The sequence below is a fragment of the Streptomyces sp. NPDC046335 genome (assembly GCF_055587985.1).
On the sequence record NZ_JBVJFF010000002.1, the window covers coordinates 408230 to 428399 of the forward strand.

The following is a 20170-nucleotide window of genomic DNA, read 5'->3' on the forward strand; positions in this document are numbered from 1 at the left end:
ACCGAACGATCGGTCGGGCGGTTCGCTCAGGTCGAGGGGGACCGAAATGGTCACAGCAGCCGCACAGAAAGCGGCCGAGACGGAGCCCGCCGGGGCCGGGTCGACGGCCGCGCGCACGGCGGAGCAGCAGGCCGCCTTCGACGAGGCGGTCGCCGCCGACGAGCGCATCGAGCCGCGCGACTGGATGCCGGATGCCTACCGCGCGTCCCTGGTCAGGCAGATCGCACAGCACGCGCACTCAGAGATCATCGGCATGCAGCCGGAGGCGAACTGGATCACGCGCGCCCCCTCCCTGCGGCGCAAGGCGATCCTCATGGCCAAGGTGCAGGACGAGGCCGGACACGGCCTGTATCTCTACAGCGCGGCCGAAACCCTCGGCACCAGCCGCGACGAACTGCTCGACAAGCTGCACTCGGGCCGCCAGAAGTACTCCTCGATCTTCAACTACCCCACGCTGACCTGGGCCGACGTAGGCGCGATCGGCTGGCTCGTGGACGGCGCCGCGATCACCAACCAGGTCCCCCTGTGCCGCTGCTCGTACGGCCCCTACGCACGCGCGATGATCCGCGTCTGCAAGGAGGAGTCCTTCCACCAGCGCCAGGGGTACGAATCGCTGCTCGCCCTCAGCCGTGGCACCGAGGCCCAGCACGAGATGGCGCAGGACGCGGTGAACCGCTGGTGGTGGCCCTCGCTGATGATGTTCGGCCCGCCCGACGACGAGTCGTCGCACTCCGAGCAGTCGATGACATGGAAGATCAAACGCCACTCGAACGACGAGCTGCGCCAGCGCTTCGTGGACATATGCGTTCCCCAGGCCGAGTCGCTCGGCCTGACCCTCCCGGACCCGGACCTGGCGTGGAACGAGGCACGGGGGCACCACGACTTCGGACCCATCGACTGGACCGAGTTCTGGGACGTCCTCAAGGGCAACGGCCCCTGCAACGACCAGCGCATCACCCAGCGCAGGCAGGCCCATGAGGAAGGCGCATGGGTCAGGGATGCCGCGGCCGCGTACGCCACGAAGAAAGCGAGCGCCGCGGGTGCGGCCGCAGCCGTCATCACGCACGGAGAGGCGACAGCATGAACAGCTCGACCGACTGGCCGCTGTGGGAGGTCTTCGTCCGCTCCCGCCGAGGCCTCTCCCACACCCACGCGGGCAGCCTGCACGCGCCGGACGCCGAGATGGCCCTGCGCAACGCCCGCGACCTCTACACCCGCAGGAGCGAAGGCGTCTCCCTGTGGGTCGTGCCCTCCACCGCGATCACCGCCTCCTCGCCCGACGAGAAGGACTCCTTCTTCGAGCCGGCGGGCGACAAGCCCTACCGCCACCCGACGTTCTACGACATCCCGGAGGGAGTGAAGCACCTGTGACCACCACATCGACTCCGACGGACAGCCGGGCCGAGGCCGCAGCCCTCGCCCTGGGAGACGACGCCCTGGTGCTCTCGCACCGCCTGGGGGAGTGGGCGGGACACGCCCCCGTCCTCGAAGAAGAGGTCGCCCTGGCGAACATCGCCCTGGACCTCCTGGGCCAGGCCCGCATCCTGCTCTCCTCGGTCGGCGACGAGGACGAGCTGGCATACCTCCGCGAGGAGCGCGCCTTCCGCAACCTCCAGCTCGTCGAGCAGCCGAACGGCGACTTCGCCCACACCATCGCCCGCCAGCTCTACTTCTCCACCTACCAAACGCTGCTGTACGGGCAGTTGGCGGCTTCGGACGGCGAGCTGGCACCCCTGGCCGCGAAGGCCGTCAAAGAAGTGGCCTACCACCAGGACCACGCCGAGCAGTGGACCCTGCGCCTCGGCGACGGCACCGCCGAGAGCCACGCCCGCATGCAGCGCGGCCTCGACGCCCTGTGGCGGTTCACCGGCGAGATGTTCCAGCCCATAGCCGGCCTGGACGTCGACAGCACGGCACTGCAAGAAAGCTGGACGGCTTCGGTGACAGCGGTCATCGAGCGGGCGACACTCACCGTGCCCCCCGGACCGCAGAGCGGCGCATGGACGGCCGGCGCCGGACGCCAGGGCCTGCACACCGAGCCGTTCGGACGCATGCTCGCCGAGATGCAGCACCTGCACCGCAGCCACCCGGGGGCGTCATGGTGACCACCACGCCCACGCCCACCGCCCTGGAGGCGGAGCTCTTCGCCCTCGCGGGATCGGTGCCCGACCCGGAGCTGCCCGTGCTGTCCCTCGCCGACCTCGGCGTGGTGCGCGGAGTCAGGATCGTCGCGCCCGGCAAGGTCGACGTCGAGCTGACCCCGACGTACACCGGCTGCCCGGCGATCGAAGCCATGTCCTCCGACATCGAGCAAGTGCTGCACGAGCACGGCGTGGCCGAGGTCACGGTGCGCACCGTGCTCTCCCCCGCCTGGTCGACGGACGACATCAGCACCGAAGGCCGCCGCAAACTCGCGGAGTTCGGCATAGCGCCTCCCCGCCCGCACCCGGCGGACGGCCCCGTGCCGCTCAGCCTCTCGATCCGCTGCCCGCACTGCGGCTCCACCGACACCGAGCTGCTCAGCCGCTTCTCCTCCACCGCCTGCAAGGCGCTGCGCCGCTGCACCTCCTGCCGCGAGCCCTTCGACCACTTCAAGGAGCTGTGATGGCCCGCTTCCACCCGCTGCGGGTAGCGGCCGTCGACCGGCTCACCGACGACTCCGTGACGCTGACCTTCGACGTGCCGCCACCGCTGCGCGAGGAGTTCCGCTTCACCCCGGGCCAGCACCTCGCCCTGCGCCGCACCGCCGACGGCACGGAGATCCGGCGTACGTACTCGATCTGTTCCCCCGCCCCTCGCGCCGACGCCCCCGGCCCCGGGACACTGAAGGTCGGCGTGCGGCTCGTCGAGGACGGCGCCTTCTCCACGTACGCCTTCAAGGAGCTCGTCGTCGGCGACGAGCTGGAAGTGATGACCCCCGCGGGCCGCTTCACGCTCGACCCGGCACCCGGCCGCTATGCGGCGATAGTCGGCGGCAGCGGCATCACACCCGTGCTCTCCATCGTCACGACGCTTCTGGAGCGCGAACCGCAAGCCCAGTTCTGTCTCATACGCAGCGACCGCACCACCGCCTCGACGATGTTCCTCGAGGAGGTGGCCGACCTCAAGGACCGCTGGCCAGGACGGTTCCAACTGGTGACCGTGCTCTCCCGCGAGGAACAACAGGCGGGCCTCGACTCCGGTCGGCTCGATGAGCAGCGCCTCGCACGGCTCCTGCCGGCACTGCTGCCCGTGGCGGAGGTCGACGGCTGGTTCCTGTGCGGCCCGCTCGGCCTGGTGCAGGGCGCGGAGCGCGCTCTGCGTGATCTCGGCGTGGCCCGTCGACGCATCCACGAGGAGATATTCCACGTGGACGGAGGCGTAGCCACCGCGTCCCCCACCGCGTCGCTGACCACCGCACCCGCGCACAGCACGGTGACCGTGACCCTCGACGGCCGCTCGGGCACCTGGCCCGTCCAGGGCGGCGAGACCCTGCTCGAAACGGTGCTGCGCAACCGCGCCGACGCGCCCTACGCCTGCAAGGGCGGAGTCTGCGGGACCTGCCGTGCCTTCCGGGTCTCGGGTGAGGTCCGGATGGACCACAACTACGCACTGGAACCGGAGGAGACCGAAGCCGGGTACGTACTGGCCTGCCAGTCCCGTCCGACCACGGACACCGTGGAGCTGGACTTCGACCGCTGAACCCACCGGCCGGCGGACACGGCGGCGGTGTTCCCTTCCTCTAGAACCTGTTCTATCTTGACGACCCATCAGATAGAGGCCGGTGCGCGGAAGGACAGGCTGTGGACTTCACCTTCACCGAGGAACAGCAGGCCGTGGTCGAAGCGGCCAAAGCGGTCTTCACCGACGTCGCGCCGGACAGGGTGCCGAGCCCGGCCCTCACCCCCGGCGCCGTCGCCGAGGACTTCGACCGCGCCCTGTGGGCCAAGCTCGCCGACTCCGACCTGCTCGGCCTGCTCATCGGCACGGACCACGGCGGCGTGGACCTCGACGTCATCGCCCTGTGCCTGGCACTCCGCGAATCGGCGAAAGTACTGGCACGGATTCCGCTGCTGGAGAGCAGCGCCGCCGCGGCGACCGTACAAGCACACGGCAACGCCGAATCGCGGCAGCGGATCCTGCCCCGGGCGGCCCGCGGGGAAATCATCCTGACCGTCGCGGCCAACGGCAGTACCGGCCACGACCCGGCAGAACTCGCCACCACCGCCCAGCGCGACGGCGACACCTGGACCCTGAACGGACTACAGACAGCCGTGCCCTGGGCACACAACGCCGACCTCATCCTCACCCCCGCCCACACACCCGACGGCCACACCGTCGTCGCGCTCATCCCCCGCGACTGCGAAGGCCTCACCCTCGGCGAACAGATCTCCACCAGTGGCGAGCGCCTCGGCGAACTCCACCTGGAGGCCGTACGCCTCGGCCCCGCCGACATCATCGAAGCGGAAGGAGCCTGGGACCGGCTGCGCGACCTGCTCGCCACAGGCACCTGCGCGCTCGCCCTGGGCCTCGGCGAAGGCGTGCTCGGCATGACCAGCGCCTACACCAGCAAGCGCGAACAGTTCGGCCACCCCATCGCCACATTCCAGGCAGTAGCGGTGCAGGCCGCCGACCGCTACATCGACCTACGGGCCATGGAAGCCACCCTCTGGCAGGCCGCCTGGCGCATCAGTACCGGAGCGGACAGCGCCCTGCCCACCGCCGGAGACGTGGCGGTCGCCAAGATCTGGGCATCGGACGGCGTACGAAGAGTCGTACAGACGGCGCAACACCTGCACGGAGGCTTCGGCGCCGACACCGACTACCCCCTGCACCGCTACCACGCCTGGGCCAAACAGCTGGAGCTGTCCCTCGGCCCCGCAGCGGCCCACGAAGAAGCCCTGGGCGACCTGCTCGCCGCCCACGCACTCAGCTGACCAGCAGCCGAACTAGACGACCGAACCCGGCTCACCCTTGGCATCGACCACCGGGCGGCCCGCGGCGACCCAGGCCTCCATGCCGCCCGCGACATTCGCGGCGTCGATGCCCTGCTGCGCCAGATACATCGTGACCTGGGCGGAGCGGCCACCGGACCGGCAGATCACATTGACCCTGCCGTCCTGCGGGGCGGCCTCGGTCAACTCGCCGTAGCGGGACACGAACTCGCTCATCGGAATGTGCAGCGCACCCGCGGCGTGACCCGCCCGCCATTCGTCGTCCTCACGGACATCCAGCAGAAAATCGCCGTCCGCGAGATCGTCGACACCGACCGTGGGCACACCTGATCCAAAAGCCATACCCCGACGCTACCCGACCGAAGCCGAGCCCCGGGCAGCACTGCGCCCGAAGAAACCCACGAGCGCCGCGCTATGCGGTCAGCCGCTCCAGCTCGGTCTCGCGCTCGGCGACCTGAGCGAGGAGCTGCTCGGCGATCTCATCGAGCAGCGCGTCCGGGTCATCCGGAGCCAGCCGCAGCATCCCGCCGATCGCGCTCTCCTCCAGCTCCTTGGCGAGAACGGACAGCAGTTCCTTGCGCTGGGCGAGCCACTCCAGGCGCGCGTACAGCTCCTCACTGCGGGTGAGCCGCATCTCCTCCGGAACGGGCCCTGCGGCCCACTCCTCGGACAGCTCCCGCAGCAGCGCCGCGTCACCCCGGGCATACGCGGCGTTGACACGGGTGATGAACTCCTCGCGCCGCTGCCGCTCGTCCTCCTCCTGCGCCAGGTCGGGGTGGGCCTTGCGGGCCAGCTCGCGGTAGAGCTTGCGGGCCTCCTCGCCGGGGCGCACCCGCTGCGGCGGCCGCACGGACTGGTCGGTGAGCATCGCGGCGGCCTCGGGGTAGAGCCCCTCGCCGTCCATCCAGCCGTGGAACAGCTCCTCGACACCCGGCATGGGCATCACCCGCGCCCGCGCCTCCTCCGCCTGGCGCACGTCCTCGGGATCGCCGGTGCGCTCGGCGGTCACCTCGGCGATCCGTGCGTCCAGCTCGTCGAGGCGCGCGTACATCGGGCCGAGCTTCTGGTGGTGCAGGCGGGAGAAGTTCTCGACCTCCACCCGGAAGGTCTCCAACGCGATCTCGTACTCGATCAACGCCTGCTCAGCGGCGCGCACCGCCCGCTCCAGCCGCGCCTCAGGCCGCTCGACGGGCTCCTCCGCAGGCTCAGCCCCGGACGCGGCGGCCTGCTCCCGGCGCTCCTCGGAGCGTGCCCTGAGCCGTTCCTTGAGCTGGTCCTTGAGCCGCCCATCAGCACCCAGCTGCCGCGCTCCCTCGGTGGAGGTCTCGGGCGTCTCAGGCTGCGTAGGCTCGGCTTCCGGCGTCGTCACTCGTCCAGCCTAGGCCACGCGGCGCCCCGCCCCGGAAACACGGCCACGACAGCCGTGCAACGGCGATTGCCATCGGCGGCTGCGGCCAGCCGCAGCACCACACCGCACCACATGCGCTGGGGGGGGCTCCCCCCTCCCTCCCCCCCACCCCGTCCCCCCACCCCCATCGCGCCCTCAAACCCCCGCCTCAGCCGCCACCCGCCCTTCCTTGACGGCGCGGACGAGCAGCGTGTGGTCCTTCTCCGTGCGGTCCGCGTATGCCTTGGCGAAGCGGGTCATCGCTTCGTCCAGTTCGTCGTTCTTGCCGCAGTAGCCGGCTATGAGCCGTGGGTCCGCGCTGTGCGCGTGGGCGCGGGCCAACAGGGCTCCTGTCATGCGGCCGTAGTCGTCCACCTGGTCGGCGGACAGGGCCGCCGGGTCGACGCTGCCCTTGCGGTTCCTGAACTGCCGTACCTGGTAGGGCAGGCCGTCCACTGTGGTCCAGCCGAGCAGGAAGTCGCTGACGACCTGCATCCGCTTCTGGCCGAGCACCACGCGGTGCCCCTCGTGCATCGCCTCGGGTGCCTTGAAGCCGGCCTCGGGCAGATGCGGGGCCAGTGCTGACGTCCGCGCCTCCTTGACCTGGAGCACCAGCGGCTCGCCCCGGTGGTCGAGCAGCAGGACCACGTAGGACCGCAGGCCGACACTGCCTGTGCCCACGACGCGGAATGCCACGTCCTGTATCGCGTACCGAGCGAGCAGCGGCAGCCGGTCCTCCGTCAGCGTGCGCAGATACTCCCCGAGCGAGCCGGCCACGGCGGCGGCTTCCGCGTCCGGGACGCGTCGCAGCACGGGCGGGGCGTCGATGAAGCGCCGTCCCTCGGAACCGTCGGCGCCTTCGACCCGCTCGGTCGCTTTGGCGGCGAACCGGGCGCTCGTGTTCTGCCTGGCCTTTCCCGCGACCTTCTCCAGGGTGCCGAGCAGGTCACGAGCGTCGGTGTGCGAGACCAACTCCTCGTCGGCGATGGCGTTCCACGCGTCCAGGGCGGGGAGTTTCGCGAGCAGGCGCATGGTGCGGCGGTAGGCGCCGACGGCGTCCCGTGCGGCGGCCTCGCAGACGTCGTCGCCCGCGCCCGCCTCGCGCCCGGCCAGGACCAGGGAGGCGGCGAGGCGCTTGAGGTCCCATTCCCAGGGGCCGTGCGCCGTTTCGTCGAAGTCGTTCAGGTCGATGATGAGGCCGCCGCGCGCGTCTCCGTAGAGCCCGAAGTTCCCGGCGTGCGCGTCTCCGCATATCTGCGTGCCTATGCCGGTGTGGGGCGTGGCCACCAGGTCGTGCGCCATGAGACCGGCGGAGCCGCGCAGGAAGGCGAAAGGAGAGGCGGCCATCCTGCCGGTCCTGATGGGGGTGAGCTCGGGGAGTCTGCCGCGGTTGGTCTTCTGCACGGCGGTCACGGGGTCGGGCCGTCCGTCACGGATCTGGAACTCCGCGTGCGCACCGCGGGGCACCCGCGCTCGTATCGTTTTGCCCTCGCTCTTGGGCGACCCGGTCCCGGGTGCCGATTGCGCGGGCCACTGCGCGAACCCCGGCACGCTCGGCAGCCGTCCTGCTCGCCGCCCCCGCGGACCGGGCACCGCCCTGCCCGACCCGGTCCCGCCCGACTCGGTCCCGCCCGCCCCAGTCCCACTCGGCTCGGTCCCGGTCAACCCGGTGCCATTCACCCCGGCCCTGCTTCCGGACCCGTCCTGCTTCGCCATGTCATCGCCCCCCGCCGATCGTCCGTCGACCTGGCTTTGAAGGTACCGCCGGGCTCCGACGGCCGTCAGAGCCTGTGGATAACTCGGGTGACATACATCACGACGCCCCCGGAGGGAAGTGGCCGGGCCGTCACGAGCCCCGCCGAAGGGGCAGCCGCAGACACAAAAAGAAGCGGTCCTCCCCGGATCTTCATCCGGGGAGGACCGCTTCCTCATGGTGCGCGAGGGGGGAGTTGAACCCCCACGCCCTTTCGGGCACTGGAACCTGAATCCAGCGCGTCTGCCTATTCCGCCACCCGCGCATGGGTGTTGCCTTTGGGCCTCTCGCGGTGTGCTGCGAGCGCCTTCCGACATCCAGAAGATTAGCACGCTGCTCCGGGTGGATTCACATCCGTTCGGGGCGGGCACCTGCATCAAGGGTCCCGGCCGCGACGCGGCGGAGATGCGGCGGAGATGCGGCTCCGACCACGCCCGACGGTCCGTACTCGTCGAAAAATGTGCGAGAGATCCACACCCCCGGCCACACCTCCGACCACACCCCCGACCACAGCCCCGTCCAGAGCCACATCCGTACCTGCCTCGCCCCCTGCCCCGCCGACGGAAGGGCGCGGGACCGGCTCCACGGCCAGGTGCGGGACACTGACTCTGAGCCCCCTCTACGATCCCGGGTAAGAGGAAGCTCGAGCAGGCGTACCGAGCAGCTGCCCGGAAGGGTTCCCGGGCCCGAAAATCAGGGTTCCGTCAGGGTCCTGGGAGGATCTTCGGGGCAGGTGCGGGGAGTTCTTGTGAGAGGCGACACTCGTCGACCGTGCGGACAGGGGGAACCAGCCGATTTCCCGGCGCGTGGATACGATCAGTAAGCAGTACCAGGATGACTACGACGGAGGAGGTGCCCCATGGGAGTCCTGAAGAAGTTCGAACAGCGACTTGAAGGTCTGGTCAACGGCACCTTCGCCAAGGTGTTCAAGTCCGAGGTCCAGCCCGTCGAGATCGCCGGCGCCCTCCAGCGGGAGTGCGACAACAACGCCACGATCTGGAACCGCGAGCGGACCGTCGTCCCCAACGATTTCATCGTGGAGCTCAGCGCGCCCGACTTCGAGCGTCTCAGCCCCTACTCCGGGCAGCTCGGCGACGAGCTCTCCAGCATGGTGCGCGACTACGCCAAGCAGCAGCGCTACAGCTTCATGGGGCCCATCAAGGTCCACCTGGAGAAGGCCGACGACCTCGACACCGGTCTGTACCGCGTGCGGAGCCGGACGCTCGCCTCCAGCTCCTCCCAGTCTCCCGAGAGCCCCGCGGGCCCCGTGCCCGGCGGCGCCGCGGCCCCCGGCCGTGGTGCCGGTGGCGGCGCGGGCGGCGGCTATGGCTATCCGCAGCCGCCTTCCGGCGCTCCCGGCGCTCCTGGTGCTCCCGGCGCCGGTGCTCCTCCCATGCCGGCGGCACCGCCGCCCGGCGCGGGCCGCCCCGGCGGCCAGTCCCCGGTTCCGAGCAGGCCCGCGGGCCCCGGAGCCGGCCCCCTTCCGGGCGCCCAGGTGCGGCGCTGGATCGAGATCAACGGCAACCGCCATCAGATCTCCCGCCCGACGCTGGTGCTGGGACGCAGCACCGACGCCGATGTGCGGATCGACGACCCCGGCGTATCGCGTCGGCACTGTGAGATCCGGACCGGAACGCCCTCGACGATCCAGGATCTCGGGTCTACCAACGGCATCGTGGTAGACGGGCAGCACACCACCCGCGCTACGCTCCGCGACGGCTCGCGGATCGTCGTGGGCCAAACCACCATCGTTTATCGGCAAGCCGAAGGGTGAAGCGGGGGCAATGTCAGAGCTGACCCTGACGGTCATGCGGCTAGGTTTCCTGGCCGTTCTGTGGCTGTTCGTGATCGTGGCCGTCCAGGTCATTCGCAGCGACCTGTTCGGAACGCGTGTCACACAGCGCGGTTCGCGCCGCGAGCGGCCGCAGCAGGCCGCTCGCCAACAACAGCAAGCGGCACCAGCGCCGCAGCGCCAGCAGCAGAGCGGTGGCGGCCGCCAGCGTCGTGGCGCTCCCAGCAAGCTCGTCGTCTCCGAGGGCATCCTCGCCGGGACGACGGTCGCGCTGCAGGGGCAGACCATCACGCTGGGCCGTGCGCACGACTCCACGATCGTGCTGGACGACGACTACGCCTCCAGCAGGCATGCCAGGATCTATCCGGACCGTGACGGCCAGTGGATCGTCGAGGATCTCGGGTCCACCAACGGCACCTATCTGGACCGGACCCGACTCACCACCCCGACGCCCGTTCCGCTGGGCGCGCCGATCCGCATCGGCAAGACCGTCATCGAGCTGCGGAAGTAGTACGACAATGAGCGAGCGGAGCGAGCGAGCCGAAGCGGCTGTCCAGGCACTGGACGCCGGCGCGCTCCCGACCGGAGGGTGGGCACCGTGCGGATGTACCCGGAGCCGACGGGCGAGGTGCGCATGAGTCTGTCTTTGCGCTTCGCCGCCGGATCGCACAAAGGCATGATCCGGGAGGGGAACGAGGATTCCGGTTACGCCGGCCCTCGTCTCCTCGCCATTGCTGACGGCATGGGGGGTCAGGCCGCCGGTGAGGTGGCGAGCTCCGAGGTGATCTCGACGCTCGTCACGCTCGACGACGACGTACCGGGCTCGGACATCCTGACGTCCCTCGGCACGGCCGTGCAGCGGGCCAACGACCAGTTGCGGCTGATGGTCGAGGAGGACCCGCAGCTCGAGGGCATGGGGACGACCCTGACCGCCCTCCTGTGGACGGGGCAGCGGCTGGGCCTCGTACACGTCGGTGACTCGCGCGCGTACCTGCTGCGGGACGGGGTGCTCACGCAGATCACCCAGGACCACACCTGGGTGCAGCGTCTGGTCGACGAGGGCCGGATCACCGAGGAAGAGGCCACGACCCATCCGCAGCGCTCCTTGCTGATGCGCGCGCTGGGCAGCGGTGATCATGTCGAGCCCGATCTCTCCATCCGTGAGGTCCGCGCCGGTGACCGTTACCTGATCTGTTCGGACGGCCTCTCCGGGGTCGTTTCGCACCAGACCATGGAGGACACCCTCGCGTCCTACCAGGGCCCGCAGGAGACCGTGCAGGAGCTGATCCAGCTCGCGCTGCGCGGTGGCGGCCCCGACAACATCACTGTGATCGTCGCCGATGTCCTGGACATCGACAGTGGCGACACCCTCGCGGGCCAGCTCTCCGACACTCCGGTGGTGGTCGGCGCGGTCGCGGAGAACCAGCTCCAGTCGCAGGACGACGGCGCCATGCAGACGCCGGCGGGCCGCGCGTCCGGGCTCGGCCGTCCGGTGCCGCCGCAGCCCTCCGGAGGAGGCGGCTTCGGGCCGCCCGGAAGCGGCGACCCCGCGGGGTATGTCCCCGAGGGCAGCTTCGGGGCGTACGACGACGACGATTTCGTGAAGCCCCGCGGCGGCCGCAAGTGGATCAAGAGATCGCTCTACGCGGTACTGGCCCTTGCCGTCATCGGCGGTGGTCTCTACGGCGGCTATCGCTGGACGCAGACCCAGTACTACGTGGGTACGAAGGACGAGCACATCGCGCTCTACCGGGGCATCGACCAGGACCTGGCCTGGGTCAGTCTTTCGAAGGTCGAGAAGGACCACCCCGAGATCGAACTCAAGTACCTGCCGCCCTACCAGCGCAAGCAGGTCGAGGCCACCATTCCCGGGGGCGATCTGAGCGGGGCGCAGGGCAAGATCGACGAGCTGGGCCTTCAGGCGTCCGCGTGCAAGAAGGACGCCGAGCGCCGCGAGGTCGAGCGCGAGAACAACGCCAAGACCGGCGAGGGCGAGGCGGGTGGCTCGACCGGGCTGCGCACGGCGCCGACCCCGGACCCGACCGTCCCGTCGTCCGGCACGAACAAGGACGACAAGAACAGCACGACCGACAAGAACAAGTCCAAGACCGCACCGACTCCCACACCCGGCCCCAGCCTCTCCGAGGATGAGCAGAAGCTGGTCCCGCTGTGCGGTAAGCAGTAAGCAGCCGTTGGGGGCCTCTGCACGCCATGAGCAGTACTACACACACGTCGACGATCGGCGCGATCGGGGCGCCGAGCCGGCGCAACACCGAGCTCGCGCTGCTCGCGTTCGCGGTCGTCATCCCGCTGTTCGCCTACATCAACGTAGGCCTCGCTCTTGATGGCAAGCTGCCGTCCGGCATGCTCGGGTACGGGATGGGCCTCGGCCTGCTCGCAGGCGTCGGCCACATCGTCGTACGCAAGTTCGCCGCGTATGCGGACCCGTTGCTGCTGCCGCTGGCCACCGTGCTCAACGGCCTCGGTCTCGTGGTGATCTGGCGGCTCGACCAGTCGGAGAGGTTGCAACAGCGCGACAACTTCGTCCAGGCGGCGCCGAACCAGCTCATGTACTCGGCGATCGGCATCGCGCTCTTCGTGGCCGTGCTGATCTTCCTGAAGGACCACCGCGTCCTTCAGCGGTACACGTACATCTCCATGGTCGGCGCGATCGTCCTGCTGCTCCTGCCGCTCGTGCCGGGCCTCGGTATGAACGTGTTCGGCGCGAAGATCTGGATCAGCGTCGGCGGCTTCTCCATCCAGCCCGGTGAGTTCGCGAAGATCGTCATCGCCGTCTTCTTCGCCGGCTATCTGATGGTGAAGCGTGACGCGCTCGCTCTCGCCAGCCGCCGCTTCATGGGCCTCTACCTGCCGCGTGGCCGCGACCTCGGCCCGATCATCGTCGTCTGGGCGATGTCGATCCTCATCCTGGTCTTCGAGACCGACCTCGGTACGTCGCTGCTGTTCTTCGGCATGTTCGTCGTGATGCTGTACGTCGCCACGGAGCGCACCAGTTGGATCGTCTTCGGTCTGCTGATGTCCGCCGTCGGCGCGGTGAGTGTGGCCTCCTTCGAGCCGCACGTGCAGCAGCGTGTGGACGCCTGGCTGAACCCGTTCTCGGACACCGTGATCCAGAACAACAGTGACCAGATCGCCCAGTCCCTGATGGCCTTCGGCTCCGGCGGTGTCCTCGGCACCGGCCTCGGCCAGGGCAACTCCGACCTCATCGGCTTCGCCGCCAACTCCGACTTCATCCTCGCCACGTTCGGCGAGGAGATGGGTCTGGCCGGTGTCATGGCGATCCTGCTGATCTACGGGCTGATCGTCGAGCGCGGTGTCCGCACGGCTCTCGCCGCCCGCGACCCGTTCGGCAAGCTCCTCGCGATCGGCCTCTCCGGGGCCTTCGCCATCCAGGTCTTCGTCGTCTCCGGCGGCGTCATGGGCCTGATCCCGCTGACCGGTATGACCATGCCCTTCCTGGCGTACGGCGGTTCCTCCGTGATCGCCAACTGGGCCCTGGTCGGCATCCTGATCCGGATCAGTGACACCGCGCGCCGCCCCGCCCCGTCCCCCGCCCCGAGCCCCGATGCTGAGATGACCCAGGTGGTCCGACCGTGAACAAGCCCCTGCGCCGGATCGCGATCTTCTGCGGGCTGCTCGTCTTCGCCCTGCTCGCCCGGGACAACTGGCTCCAGTACGTCCAGGCCGACAGCCTCGCCAAGCACGAGAAGAACCGCCGCGTCACCATCGAGCGCTACTCCCAGCCGCGCGGCGACATCATCGTCGACGGCAAGCCGATCACCGGCTCCAAGGCGACGCCGGGCAGCGACCTGGAGTACAAGCGGACCTGGAAGGACGGGCCCATGTGGGCCCCCGTCACCGGTTACTCCTCGCAGCGCATAGGCGCCAACCAGCTGGAGTACATCGACGACGGCATCCTCACCGGCAACGACGACCGGCTCTTCTTCCGCCGCACGCTCGACATGCTGACCGGCGAGAAGAAGGAGGGCGGCAATGTCGTCACCACTCTCAACGGTGCCGCGCAGAAGGCGGCGTACGACGGTCTGAAGGGCCGCGGCAAGGGTGCCGTCGCCGCGCTCGACCCGTCCACGGGCGCGATCCTGGCGCTGGCCTCCACCCCTTCGTACGACCCGGGGGACTTCGCCGGCAACACCAACGACGAGGCCCAGAAGTTCCTCGACCTGGACAAGGACAAGGACAAGCCGCTGGTCAACCGCGCGCTGCGCGAGACCTACCCGCCCGGTTCCACCTTCAAGGTGGTCACGGCGGCGGCCGCCCTGGAGCACGGTCTGTACGACGACATCGACAGCAAGACGGATTCGCCGCTGCCCTGGACGATGCCGAACACCACGACGCCGCTGCCGAACGAGGGCAACATCCCCTGCAAGAACGCCTCGCTGCGTGAGGCGCTGCGGGTGTCCTGCAACACCGTCTTCGGCAAGATCGGTTCCGATCTCGGCAAGGACAAGATGCTGGAGACCGCGAAGGAGTTCGGCTTCAACTCCGAGCAGTTCGTGCCGGTCCGCTCCAACGCGTCCAACTTCCCCGAGGACATGGACAAGCCGCAGACCGCGCTGTCCTCCATCGGCCAGTTCGAGACGGCCGCGACGCCGCTGCAGATGGCCATGGTCGCCTCCGCTATCGCCAACGACGGCACGCTCATGGAGCCGTACATGGTCGATGAGCTGCAGGCCCGGAACCTGGACACCGTCGAGAAGCACTCGCCCAAGGAGATGAGCGAGCCGCTGTCGAAGGAGAACGCCCAGAAGCTCCAGGACATGATGGAGACGGTCGTCAGCGAGGGCACGGGAACCAACGCCAAGATCCCGAACGTCACTGTCGGAGGCAAGACCGGTACGGCACAGCACGGCGTCGCCAACAGCAAGAACCCCTACGCCTGGTTCATCTCGTATGCCAAGACGGATTCCGGTTCGCCGGTCGCCGTCGCCGTGGTCGTCGAGGACAGCAAGGCCAGCCGTCAGGACATCTCCGGTGGTGGCCTCGCCGCGCCCATCGCCAGGGACGTGATGAAGGCAGTCATCGACAGCAAGAAGTGACCCCTGTCACGGCGACTCCCCATCGGTGCACGTTGCGGTACCGGTCCGGTATCGGCTGACGGTGGTGTCCGGGTCACGTAAGTCGAGCCGGGTACCGTATGCCCGGACAGCACACCGCCGGACCACACAACGGTGCGGTCGGGACCGACGGAGAGGGCTGGATTAGCTATGGAAGAGCCGCGTCGCCTCGGCGGCCGGTACGAGCTGGGTCAGGTGCTCGGCCGCGGTGGGATGGCGGAGGTTTACCTCGCGCACGACACCCGCCTCGGCCGCACCGTGGCGGTGAAGACGCTGCGAGTCGACCTCGCCCGCGATCCGTCGTTCCAGGCCCGGTTCCGCCGTGAGGCCCAGTCTGCCGCCTCACTCAACCACCCGGCGATCGTCGCGGTCTACGACACCGGCGAGGACTACGTGGACGGGGTCTCCATCCCGTACATCGTGATGGAGTACGTCGACGGCTCGACCCTGCGTGAGCTGCTGCACTCCGGCCGCAAGCTGCTGCCGGAGCGGGCCATGGAGATGACGATCGGCATCCTCCAGGCCCTGGAGTACTCCCACCGCAGCGGCATCGTCCACCGTGACATCAAGCCCGCGAACGTCATGCTGACGCGCAACGGCCAGGTCAAGGTCATGGACTTCGGCATCGCCCGCGCCATGGGTGATTCCGGCATGACCATGACGCAGACGGCCGCGGTCATCGGCACGGCGCAGTACCTCTCGCCCGAGCAGGCCAAGGGCGAGCAGGTCGACGCCCGCTCCGACCTCTACTCCACGGGCTGTCTCCTCTACGAGCTGCTCACCGTGCGGCCGCCGTTCGTCGGGGACTCCCCGGTCGCGGTCGCCTACCAGCACGTACGCGAGGAGCCGCAGGCCCCCAGCGTCTTCGACGGAGAGATCACTCCGGAGATGGACGCCATCGTCCTGAAGGCCCTCACCAAGGACCCGGACTACCGCTACCAGTCGGCCGACGAGATGCGCGCCGACATCGAGGCCTGCCTGGACGGCCAGCCGGTCGCCGCCACCGCCGCCATGGGCGCGGTCGGCTACGGCGGCCACGGGGACGACCAGCAGACGGCGATGCTGCGTTCGCAGGGCGGCGGCGCCCAGACGTCCATGCTGCCGCCGGTCAACCCGGACGACGGGGGCTACGGCTACGACGAGAACGGCCGGGGCCGCCGCCAGAAGAAGAGCAACACGTCGACGTGGCTGCTGGTCATCGCGGGCATCCTCGTCCTGGTGGGCGCGATCCTCATCGGCAAGTGGGCCTTCACCGGGGACGGGGGCGGCGACGGCACGACCAAGGCCCCCGACTTCGTCGGTGAGACGGTGAAGGAGGCCAAGGAGTCGGCGAACAACGTCGGCGTCAAGATCGAGGTCGGCGAGCGCGAGCCCTGCGAGAAGTACCCGAAGGGCGAGATCTGCGAGCAGGACCCCGGAGCCCACACGAAGGTCGACAAGGGCGACACCATCACGGTGACGGTGTCGACGGGCGCGCCCAAGGTGGCGGTGCCGAACGTGATCAACACGCCGGTCGCCGAGGCCACCGAGAAGCTGAAGAGCGACAAGTACCAGTTCAACGTCGAGACGAAGTCCCGGGAGTCCACCGAGGAGAAGGGCACGGTGCTCGAAACGGACCCGGTCTTCGGTGCCGAGGTGCAGAAGGGCAGCTCGATCACGCTCTTCGTCGCCAAGGAGAAGGCACAGTCCGTCGTTCCCAGCGTCACCGGCAAGACGTGGGCAGAGGCCAAGCAGCAGATCGAGGACAGCAACCTCGTGCCGAGCCGCGAGGACGTCGCCAGTGGTGACGTCGAGGAGGGCAAGGTCATCCAGACCACGCCCACCGCCGGCTCGTCGGTCGATCCCGGTTCCACCGTGACCGTCCAGGTCGCCAAGGAGCCGGAGGAGGCCACCGTTCCGCCCCTCGCCGGGCAGAAGCTCAAGGACGCGCGCAAGGCCATCGAGGACGCCGGTCTGACGGTCGGCAACATCACCGGGCCCCAGGACGACGACGCCCTCGTGCTCATGCCCCAGCCCAACGCGGGAGAGAAGGTCGCCCCGGGCACCGCGGTCAACCTGACCACCGCGGGAGGCAACGGCAACGGTGGCGGCAACAACGGTGGCGGCGGAGACGACGGAGGCGGCGGCTTCATCGGCGGCATGTCGAACCGCGACAACAACCGCGACAAGCACGGCTGGGACGACTGACGAACCCCCGCCGAGCACGGGCACAGGCCCCGTGAGCACGACGAAGCCCCGGTGACCGCTCAGCGGCGGTCACCGGGGCTTCGTCGTACGCGGGAGGCTCCGCCGGCGGGGCGCCGCGGCTCCGCCGGCCGGCTACCGCAGCTCCGCAGGCGGCGTCCGCTTGTTGTCGACCTTCTCGATCCGCTCCAGCTCGCCCCACACGACGTAGCGGTAGTTCGAGGTGTAGACCGGCGTGCACGTCGTCAGCGTGATGTAGCGGCCCGGCTTCTTCGCGCCCGACTCCTTGGGGATGGGCTTGAGGACCTTCACGTTGTACTTCGAGGTCTCGGGCAGCGTCGCGTACACCTTGTACACGTACCACTTGTCCCGCGACTCGTAGATGATCGCGTCGCCCTTCTTGATCTTGTCTATCTTGTGGAACTTCGCGCCGTGCCCGTCGCGGTGCGCGGCCAGCGTGAAGTTGCCCTCCTTGTCCTCGGGGAGAGCGGACTTGATCGGGTCCTTGTAGTAGCCGGCGACGCCGTCGTTGAGCACCTTGTGGCTGGTGCCCTCCTTGACCAGCACCTCTCCGCCGCCCATCGCGGGTACGTGGAGGAAGCCGATGCCGTCCTTGGTGTCGATGCTGCCGGGGCCGCCCGCCCAGCGGTCGCGGACCCGGTCGCCCTGCTTGTGCGCCTCGCGGTCGGCGATGACGTTGGTCCACCACAGGGAGTAGACGACGAAGAGGCCGAGGACGATGCCCGCGGTGATGAGGAGTTCACCGAAGACGCTGACCGCCAGGGCCAGGGGACCGCGGCCCCGGCGTCGCGGCGCGGGCGCCGGAGCGGGTTCCGGTGCGGGCGCCTCGGCCTGCTTCTCGTCGTCGTCGGTCGTGGCTGCCACTGGTTCTGCCCCGTTCTCACACTTCTAGTTGACGAGCGCGCTCGGCTTGCCCTTGCTGCGCGGCCGTTCCTCGGCCATCTTGCCCCAGACGATCATCCGGTACTTACTGGTGAACTCCGGGGTGCAAGTGGTCAGTGTGATGTAGCGGCCGGGTTTCGTGAAGCCCGATCCGGGCGGGACGGGGCCGATCACCCCGGTGTTGCCCGGGCTCGTCTGCGGCAGGATGCTCGCCATCTTGTAGACGAAGTACTTGTCCTGCGTCTCGACGACGATGGGGTCGCCCGGTTCGAGGCGGTTGATGTAGCGGAACGGTTCGCCGTGGGTGTTGCGGTGGCCCGCCACCGCGAAGTTGCCCTGCTCGGCGTCCGGCATCGCCGTCTTCGTGGCGCCCTCGTTGTAGTGGCCGACCATGCCTCGGTCGAGGACGCCGTGCTTGTCGATGCCCTCGGCGACCGGCACGACGACGTCCAGCTTCGGGATGTGCAGCAGGGCGAAGCCCTGGCCCGGTTCGAACGTGCCCGGCTTGCCCTTGCCCTTGGCCCACTCGTTCTGGAGGTCCCGGGCCGCGCCGTCGGCCTGCTGGTGGGCCCGGATGTTCGTCCACCAGAGCTGGTAGGTGACGAAGAGCAGCATCAGCAGGCCCAGGGTGATGAAGACCTCGCCGAGCCCTCGGCTGATCACCGTGCCGGCCGACGGCCTGCGGGCCCGCTCGGCGCGTCGGGCCTCCACGCGGGAAAGAGGAGCGCCAGGGCTCGAACCGGCCTGTACGGGCCGTCCACCGCCCTTCTTGGCCGCCTTACGGCGCGCCGCCCGGCCTCCCGTGGGGCCGACGGTCTCCGTGAGGCGGACGGTCTCCGTGGGGCGGTCGCTCGCCGGCTCGGCCGCTCGGCGCGTGTCGGCGGTGCGCAGGCCCACCGTCTCGTCGTCGGCAGGTATCGGATCGTACGAGGCCGTCCGCGCAGGCGAGGGCGAGGGCGAGGGCGGTGTGGCGGCGGCCGGGGAGGCCTGCTGCGGGGCGTAGGCGCCGTAGAGCTGCTCGTACGTCGGTTCGGGCGTGCCCTGCGGCTCCCGCGTCCCTCGCGCCCCCCGCGGCGCCCTGGGGCGCTGATCCCCGTACCGGTCGTGCCCGTCCGGCTCCGGCGGCTCCTGCCCCTCCCCGGCCGGCTCGGGGGGCCGCGGCGCCTTGGGCGGTGGCTCCGCCGGGCCGCTGCGGAACCACGGGGAAGGGTGCTGCCCCGGCAGCGGGTCGGTCAGCGGATCGGCGAGGTCCCCGACGGCGGCTTCGAGAGCCTCGTCGTCCTGCGCGGCAGCCGCGGCGCCCCCTCGCGCACCGCCGGTGTCCCCGTACGCGGCGTTCGCGTCGTACGGGGCTCCGGAGGAGTCGCGCTCGGGGCGCAGGGCGGTCACGCCGTGGCCCTGCCCACCACCGGGGCGAGCCCGCTCGATCGCCCGACGGCACCGGTGTCGCCGCACTCCGCCAGCCAGTTGGCCAGCATGAGGTGGCCGTGCTCGGTCAGCACGGACTCCGGGTGGAACTGCACGCCTTCGACGGGGAACTCCCGGTGGCGCACGCCCATGATGATGCCGTCCTCGGTGCGCGCCGTGACCTCAAGATCGGCCGGGACGGTGGCGGGCTCCGCGGCGAGCGAGTGGTAGCGGGTGGCGGTGAACGGTGTCGGCAGGCCCGCGAAGACGCCCTTGCCCTCGTGGCGTACGAGGGAGGTCTTGCCGTGCAGCAGCTCCGGGGCGCGGCCGACCACGCCGCCGTACGCCACGGCCATCGACTGCATGCCGAGGCAGACCCCGAAGACGGGCACACCGGTGGCCGCGCAGTGGCGCACCATCTCCACGCAGACGCCCGCCTGCTCGGGGGTGCCGGGGCCCGGCGAGAGCAGGACGCCGTCGAAGCCGTCCTGCGCGTGCCTGAGCTCGACCTCGTCGTTGCGCAGGACCTCGCACTCGGCACCGAGCTGGTAGAGGTACTGGACGAGGTTGAAGACGAAGCTGTCGTAGTTGTCGACGACGAGGATGCGGCTGCGGGTGCCGCCGGCGGTGCTCACTGGCCGTCCACGGTGACGTCGTTGAAGGGCAGCAGCGGCTCGGCCCAGGGGAAGACGTACTGGAACAGCACATAGACCA

General features: G+C 69.7%; 18 protein-coding genes and 1 tRNA gene. 12 read left to right on the forward strand and 7 right to left on the reverse strand.

What is annotated here, in order from left to right; translation table 11 throughout:
- Positions 1-46 precede the first annotated feature (46 nt).
- From paaA to ACZ6JY_RS05675, 6 genes are all read left to right on the forward strand, one after another.
- On the forward strand, positions 47-1084 hold the full coding sequence (gene paaA / locus ACZ6JY_RS05650) for a 1,2-phenylacetyl-CoA epoxidase subunit PaaA (RefSeq protein ID WP_469192555.1): 1038 nt from the start codon (positions 47-49) through the stop codon (positions 1082-1084).
- Entirely contained in the window at positions 1081-1371 is a 291-nt protein-coding gene (paaB, locus tag ACZ6JY_RS05655; RefSeq protein ID WP_447038461.1) for a 1,2-phenylacetyl-CoA epoxidase subunit PaaB, read from the forward strand. The genes paaA and paaB overlap by 4 nt, the downstream gene beginning before the upstream one ends.
- A complete protein-coding gene (gene paaC, locus ACZ6JY_RS05660; RefSeq protein ID WP_469192557.1) occupies positions 1368-2105 on the forward strand; it encodes a 1,2-phenylacetyl-CoA epoxidase subunit PaaC in 738 nt (245 codons plus the stop codon). Before paaB ends, paaC begins: the two co-directional genes overlap by 4 nt.
- Positions 2099-2605, forward strand: coding sequence for a 1,2-phenylacetyl-CoA epoxidase subunit PaaD (gene paaD / locus ACZ6JY_RS05665; protein WP_469192559.1), 507 nt, complete (start codon positions 2099-2101; stop codon positions 2603-2605). Before paaC ends, paaD begins: the two co-directional genes overlap by 7 nt.
- Positions 2605-3681: a 2Fe-2S iron-sulfur cluster-binding protein gene (locus ACZ6JY_RS05670; RefSeq protein ID WP_469192561.1), complete on the forward strand. Its 1077-nt coding sequence runs from the start codon at positions 2605-2607 to the stop codon at positions 3679-3681. Before paaD ends, ACZ6JY_RS05670 begins: the two co-directional genes overlap by 1 nt.
- Positions 3682-3782: 101 nt before the next feature.
- Entirely contained in the window at positions 3783-4916 is a 1134-nt protein-coding gene (locus tag ACZ6JY_RS05675; protein WP_469192563.1) for an acyl-CoA dehydrogenase family protein, read from the forward strand.
- Between the two features lie 12 nt (positions 4917-4928).
- On the opposite strand, the gene ACZ6JY_RS05680 is transcribed toward ACZ6JY_RS05675, so the two are convergent.
- The 4 genes from ACZ6JY_RS05680 to ACZ6JY_RS05695 all read right to left on the reverse strand — a co-directional run bounded on the left by ACZ6JY_RS05680 (position 4929) and on the right by ACZ6JY_RS05695 (position 8339).
- Positions 4929-5276, reverse strand: coding sequence for a rhodanese-like domain-containing protein (locus ACZ6JY_RS05680; protein ID WP_469192565.1), 348 nt, complete (start codon positions 5274-5276; stop codon positions 4929-4931).
- A 70-nt stretch (positions 5277-5346) separates the two neighbouring features.
- Positions 5347-6102 carry a hypothetical protein gene (locus ACZ6JY_RS05685; protein WP_469193009.1) on the reverse strand — a complete coding sequence of 252 codons (756 nt, stop codon included), beginning with the start codon at positions 6100-6102 and terminating at the stop codon, positions 5347-5349.
- A 375-nt stretch (positions 6103-6477) separates the two neighbouring features.
- Positions 6478-8037: a DUF2252 domain-containing protein gene (locus ACZ6JY_RS05690; RefSeq protein WP_469192567.1), complete on the reverse strand. Its 1560-nt coding sequence runs from the start codon at positions 8035-8037 to the stop codon at positions 6478-6480.
- 215 nt (positions 8038-8252) lie between these two features.
- A tRNA-Leu gene (locus ACZ6JY_RS05695) sits at positions 8253-8339 on the reverse strand.
- 594 nt (positions 8340-8933) lie between these two features.
- On the opposite strand from ACZ6JY_RS05695, the gene ACZ6JY_RS05700 reads away from it, so the two are divergent.
- The 6 genes from ACZ6JY_RS05700 to pknB all read left to right on the forward strand — a co-directional run bounded on the left by ACZ6JY_RS05700 (position 8934) and on the right by pknB (position 17149).
- On the forward strand, positions 8934-9848 hold the full coding sequence (locus ACZ6JY_RS05700; protein WP_469192568.1) for an FhaA domain-containing protein: 915 nt from the start codon (positions 8934-8936) through the stop codon (positions 9846-9848).
- 10 nt (positions 9849-9858) lie between these two features.
- Positions 9859-10377 (forward strand): FHA domain-containing protein FhaB/FipA, encoded by a 519-nt coding sequence (locus ACZ6JY_RS05705; protein WP_469192570.1) that lies wholly within the window; start codon positions 9859-9861, stop codon positions 10375-10377.
- A 123-nt stretch (positions 10378-10500) separates the two neighbouring features.
- Entirely contained in the window at positions 10501-12051 is a 1551-nt protein-coding gene (locus tag ACZ6JY_RS05710) for a Stp1/IreP family PP2C-type Ser/Thr phosphatase (protein ID WP_469192572.1), read from the forward strand.
- 26 nt (positions 12052-12077) lie between these two features.
- Positions 12078-13484: an FtsW/RodA/SpoVE family cell cycle protein gene (locus ACZ6JY_RS05715; RefSeq protein WP_469192574.1), complete on the forward strand. Its 1407-nt coding sequence runs from the start codon at positions 12078-12080 to the stop codon at positions 13482-13484.
- The gene (locus ACZ6JY_RS05720; RefSeq protein ID WP_469192576.1) at positions 13481-14944 is read left to right on the forward strand and encodes a peptidoglycan D,D-transpeptidase FtsI family protein; all 1464 of its coding nucleotides are present in this window, start codon (positions 13481-13483) and stop codon (positions 14942-14944) included. The genes ACZ6JY_RS05715 and ACZ6JY_RS05720 overlap by 4 nt, the downstream gene beginning before the upstream one ends.
- A 168-nt stretch (positions 14945-15112) precedes the next feature.
- Positions 15113-17149, forward strand: a complete 2037-nt coding sequence (gene pknB, locus ACZ6JY_RS05725; RefSeq protein WP_469192578.1) for a Stk1 family PASTA domain-containing Ser/Thr kinase — start codon at positions 15113-15115, stop codon at positions 17147-17149.
- Between the two features lie 132 nt (positions 17150-17281).
- Here the strand turns inward: pknB and ACZ6JY_RS05730 are convergent, their stop codons facing one another.
- From ACZ6JY_RS05730 to ACZ6JY_RS05740, 3 genes are read right to left on the reverse strand one after another with little or no spacing between them, the layout of a single operon-like run.
- On the reverse strand, positions 17282-18031 hold the full coding sequence (locus ACZ6JY_RS05730) for a class E sortase (RefSeq protein ID WP_469192580.1): 750 nt from the start codon (positions 18029-18031) through the stop codon (positions 17282-17284).
- 24 nt (positions 18032-18055) lie between these two features.
- A complete protein-coding gene (locus tag ACZ6JY_RS05735) occupies positions 18056-19438 on the reverse strand; it encodes a class E sortase (protein ID WP_469192582.1) in 1383 nt (460 codons plus the stop codon).
- Positions 19435-20091 carry an aminodeoxychorismate/anthranilate synthase component II gene (locus tag ACZ6JY_RS05740; protein ID WP_469192584.1) on the reverse strand — a complete coding sequence of 219 codons (657 nt, stop codon included), beginning with the start codon at positions 20089-20091 and terminating at the stop codon, positions 19435-19437. The genes ACZ6JY_RS05735 and ACZ6JY_RS05740 overlap by 4 nt, the downstream gene beginning before the upstream one ends.
- Positions 20092-20170: the final 79 nt, after the last annotated feature.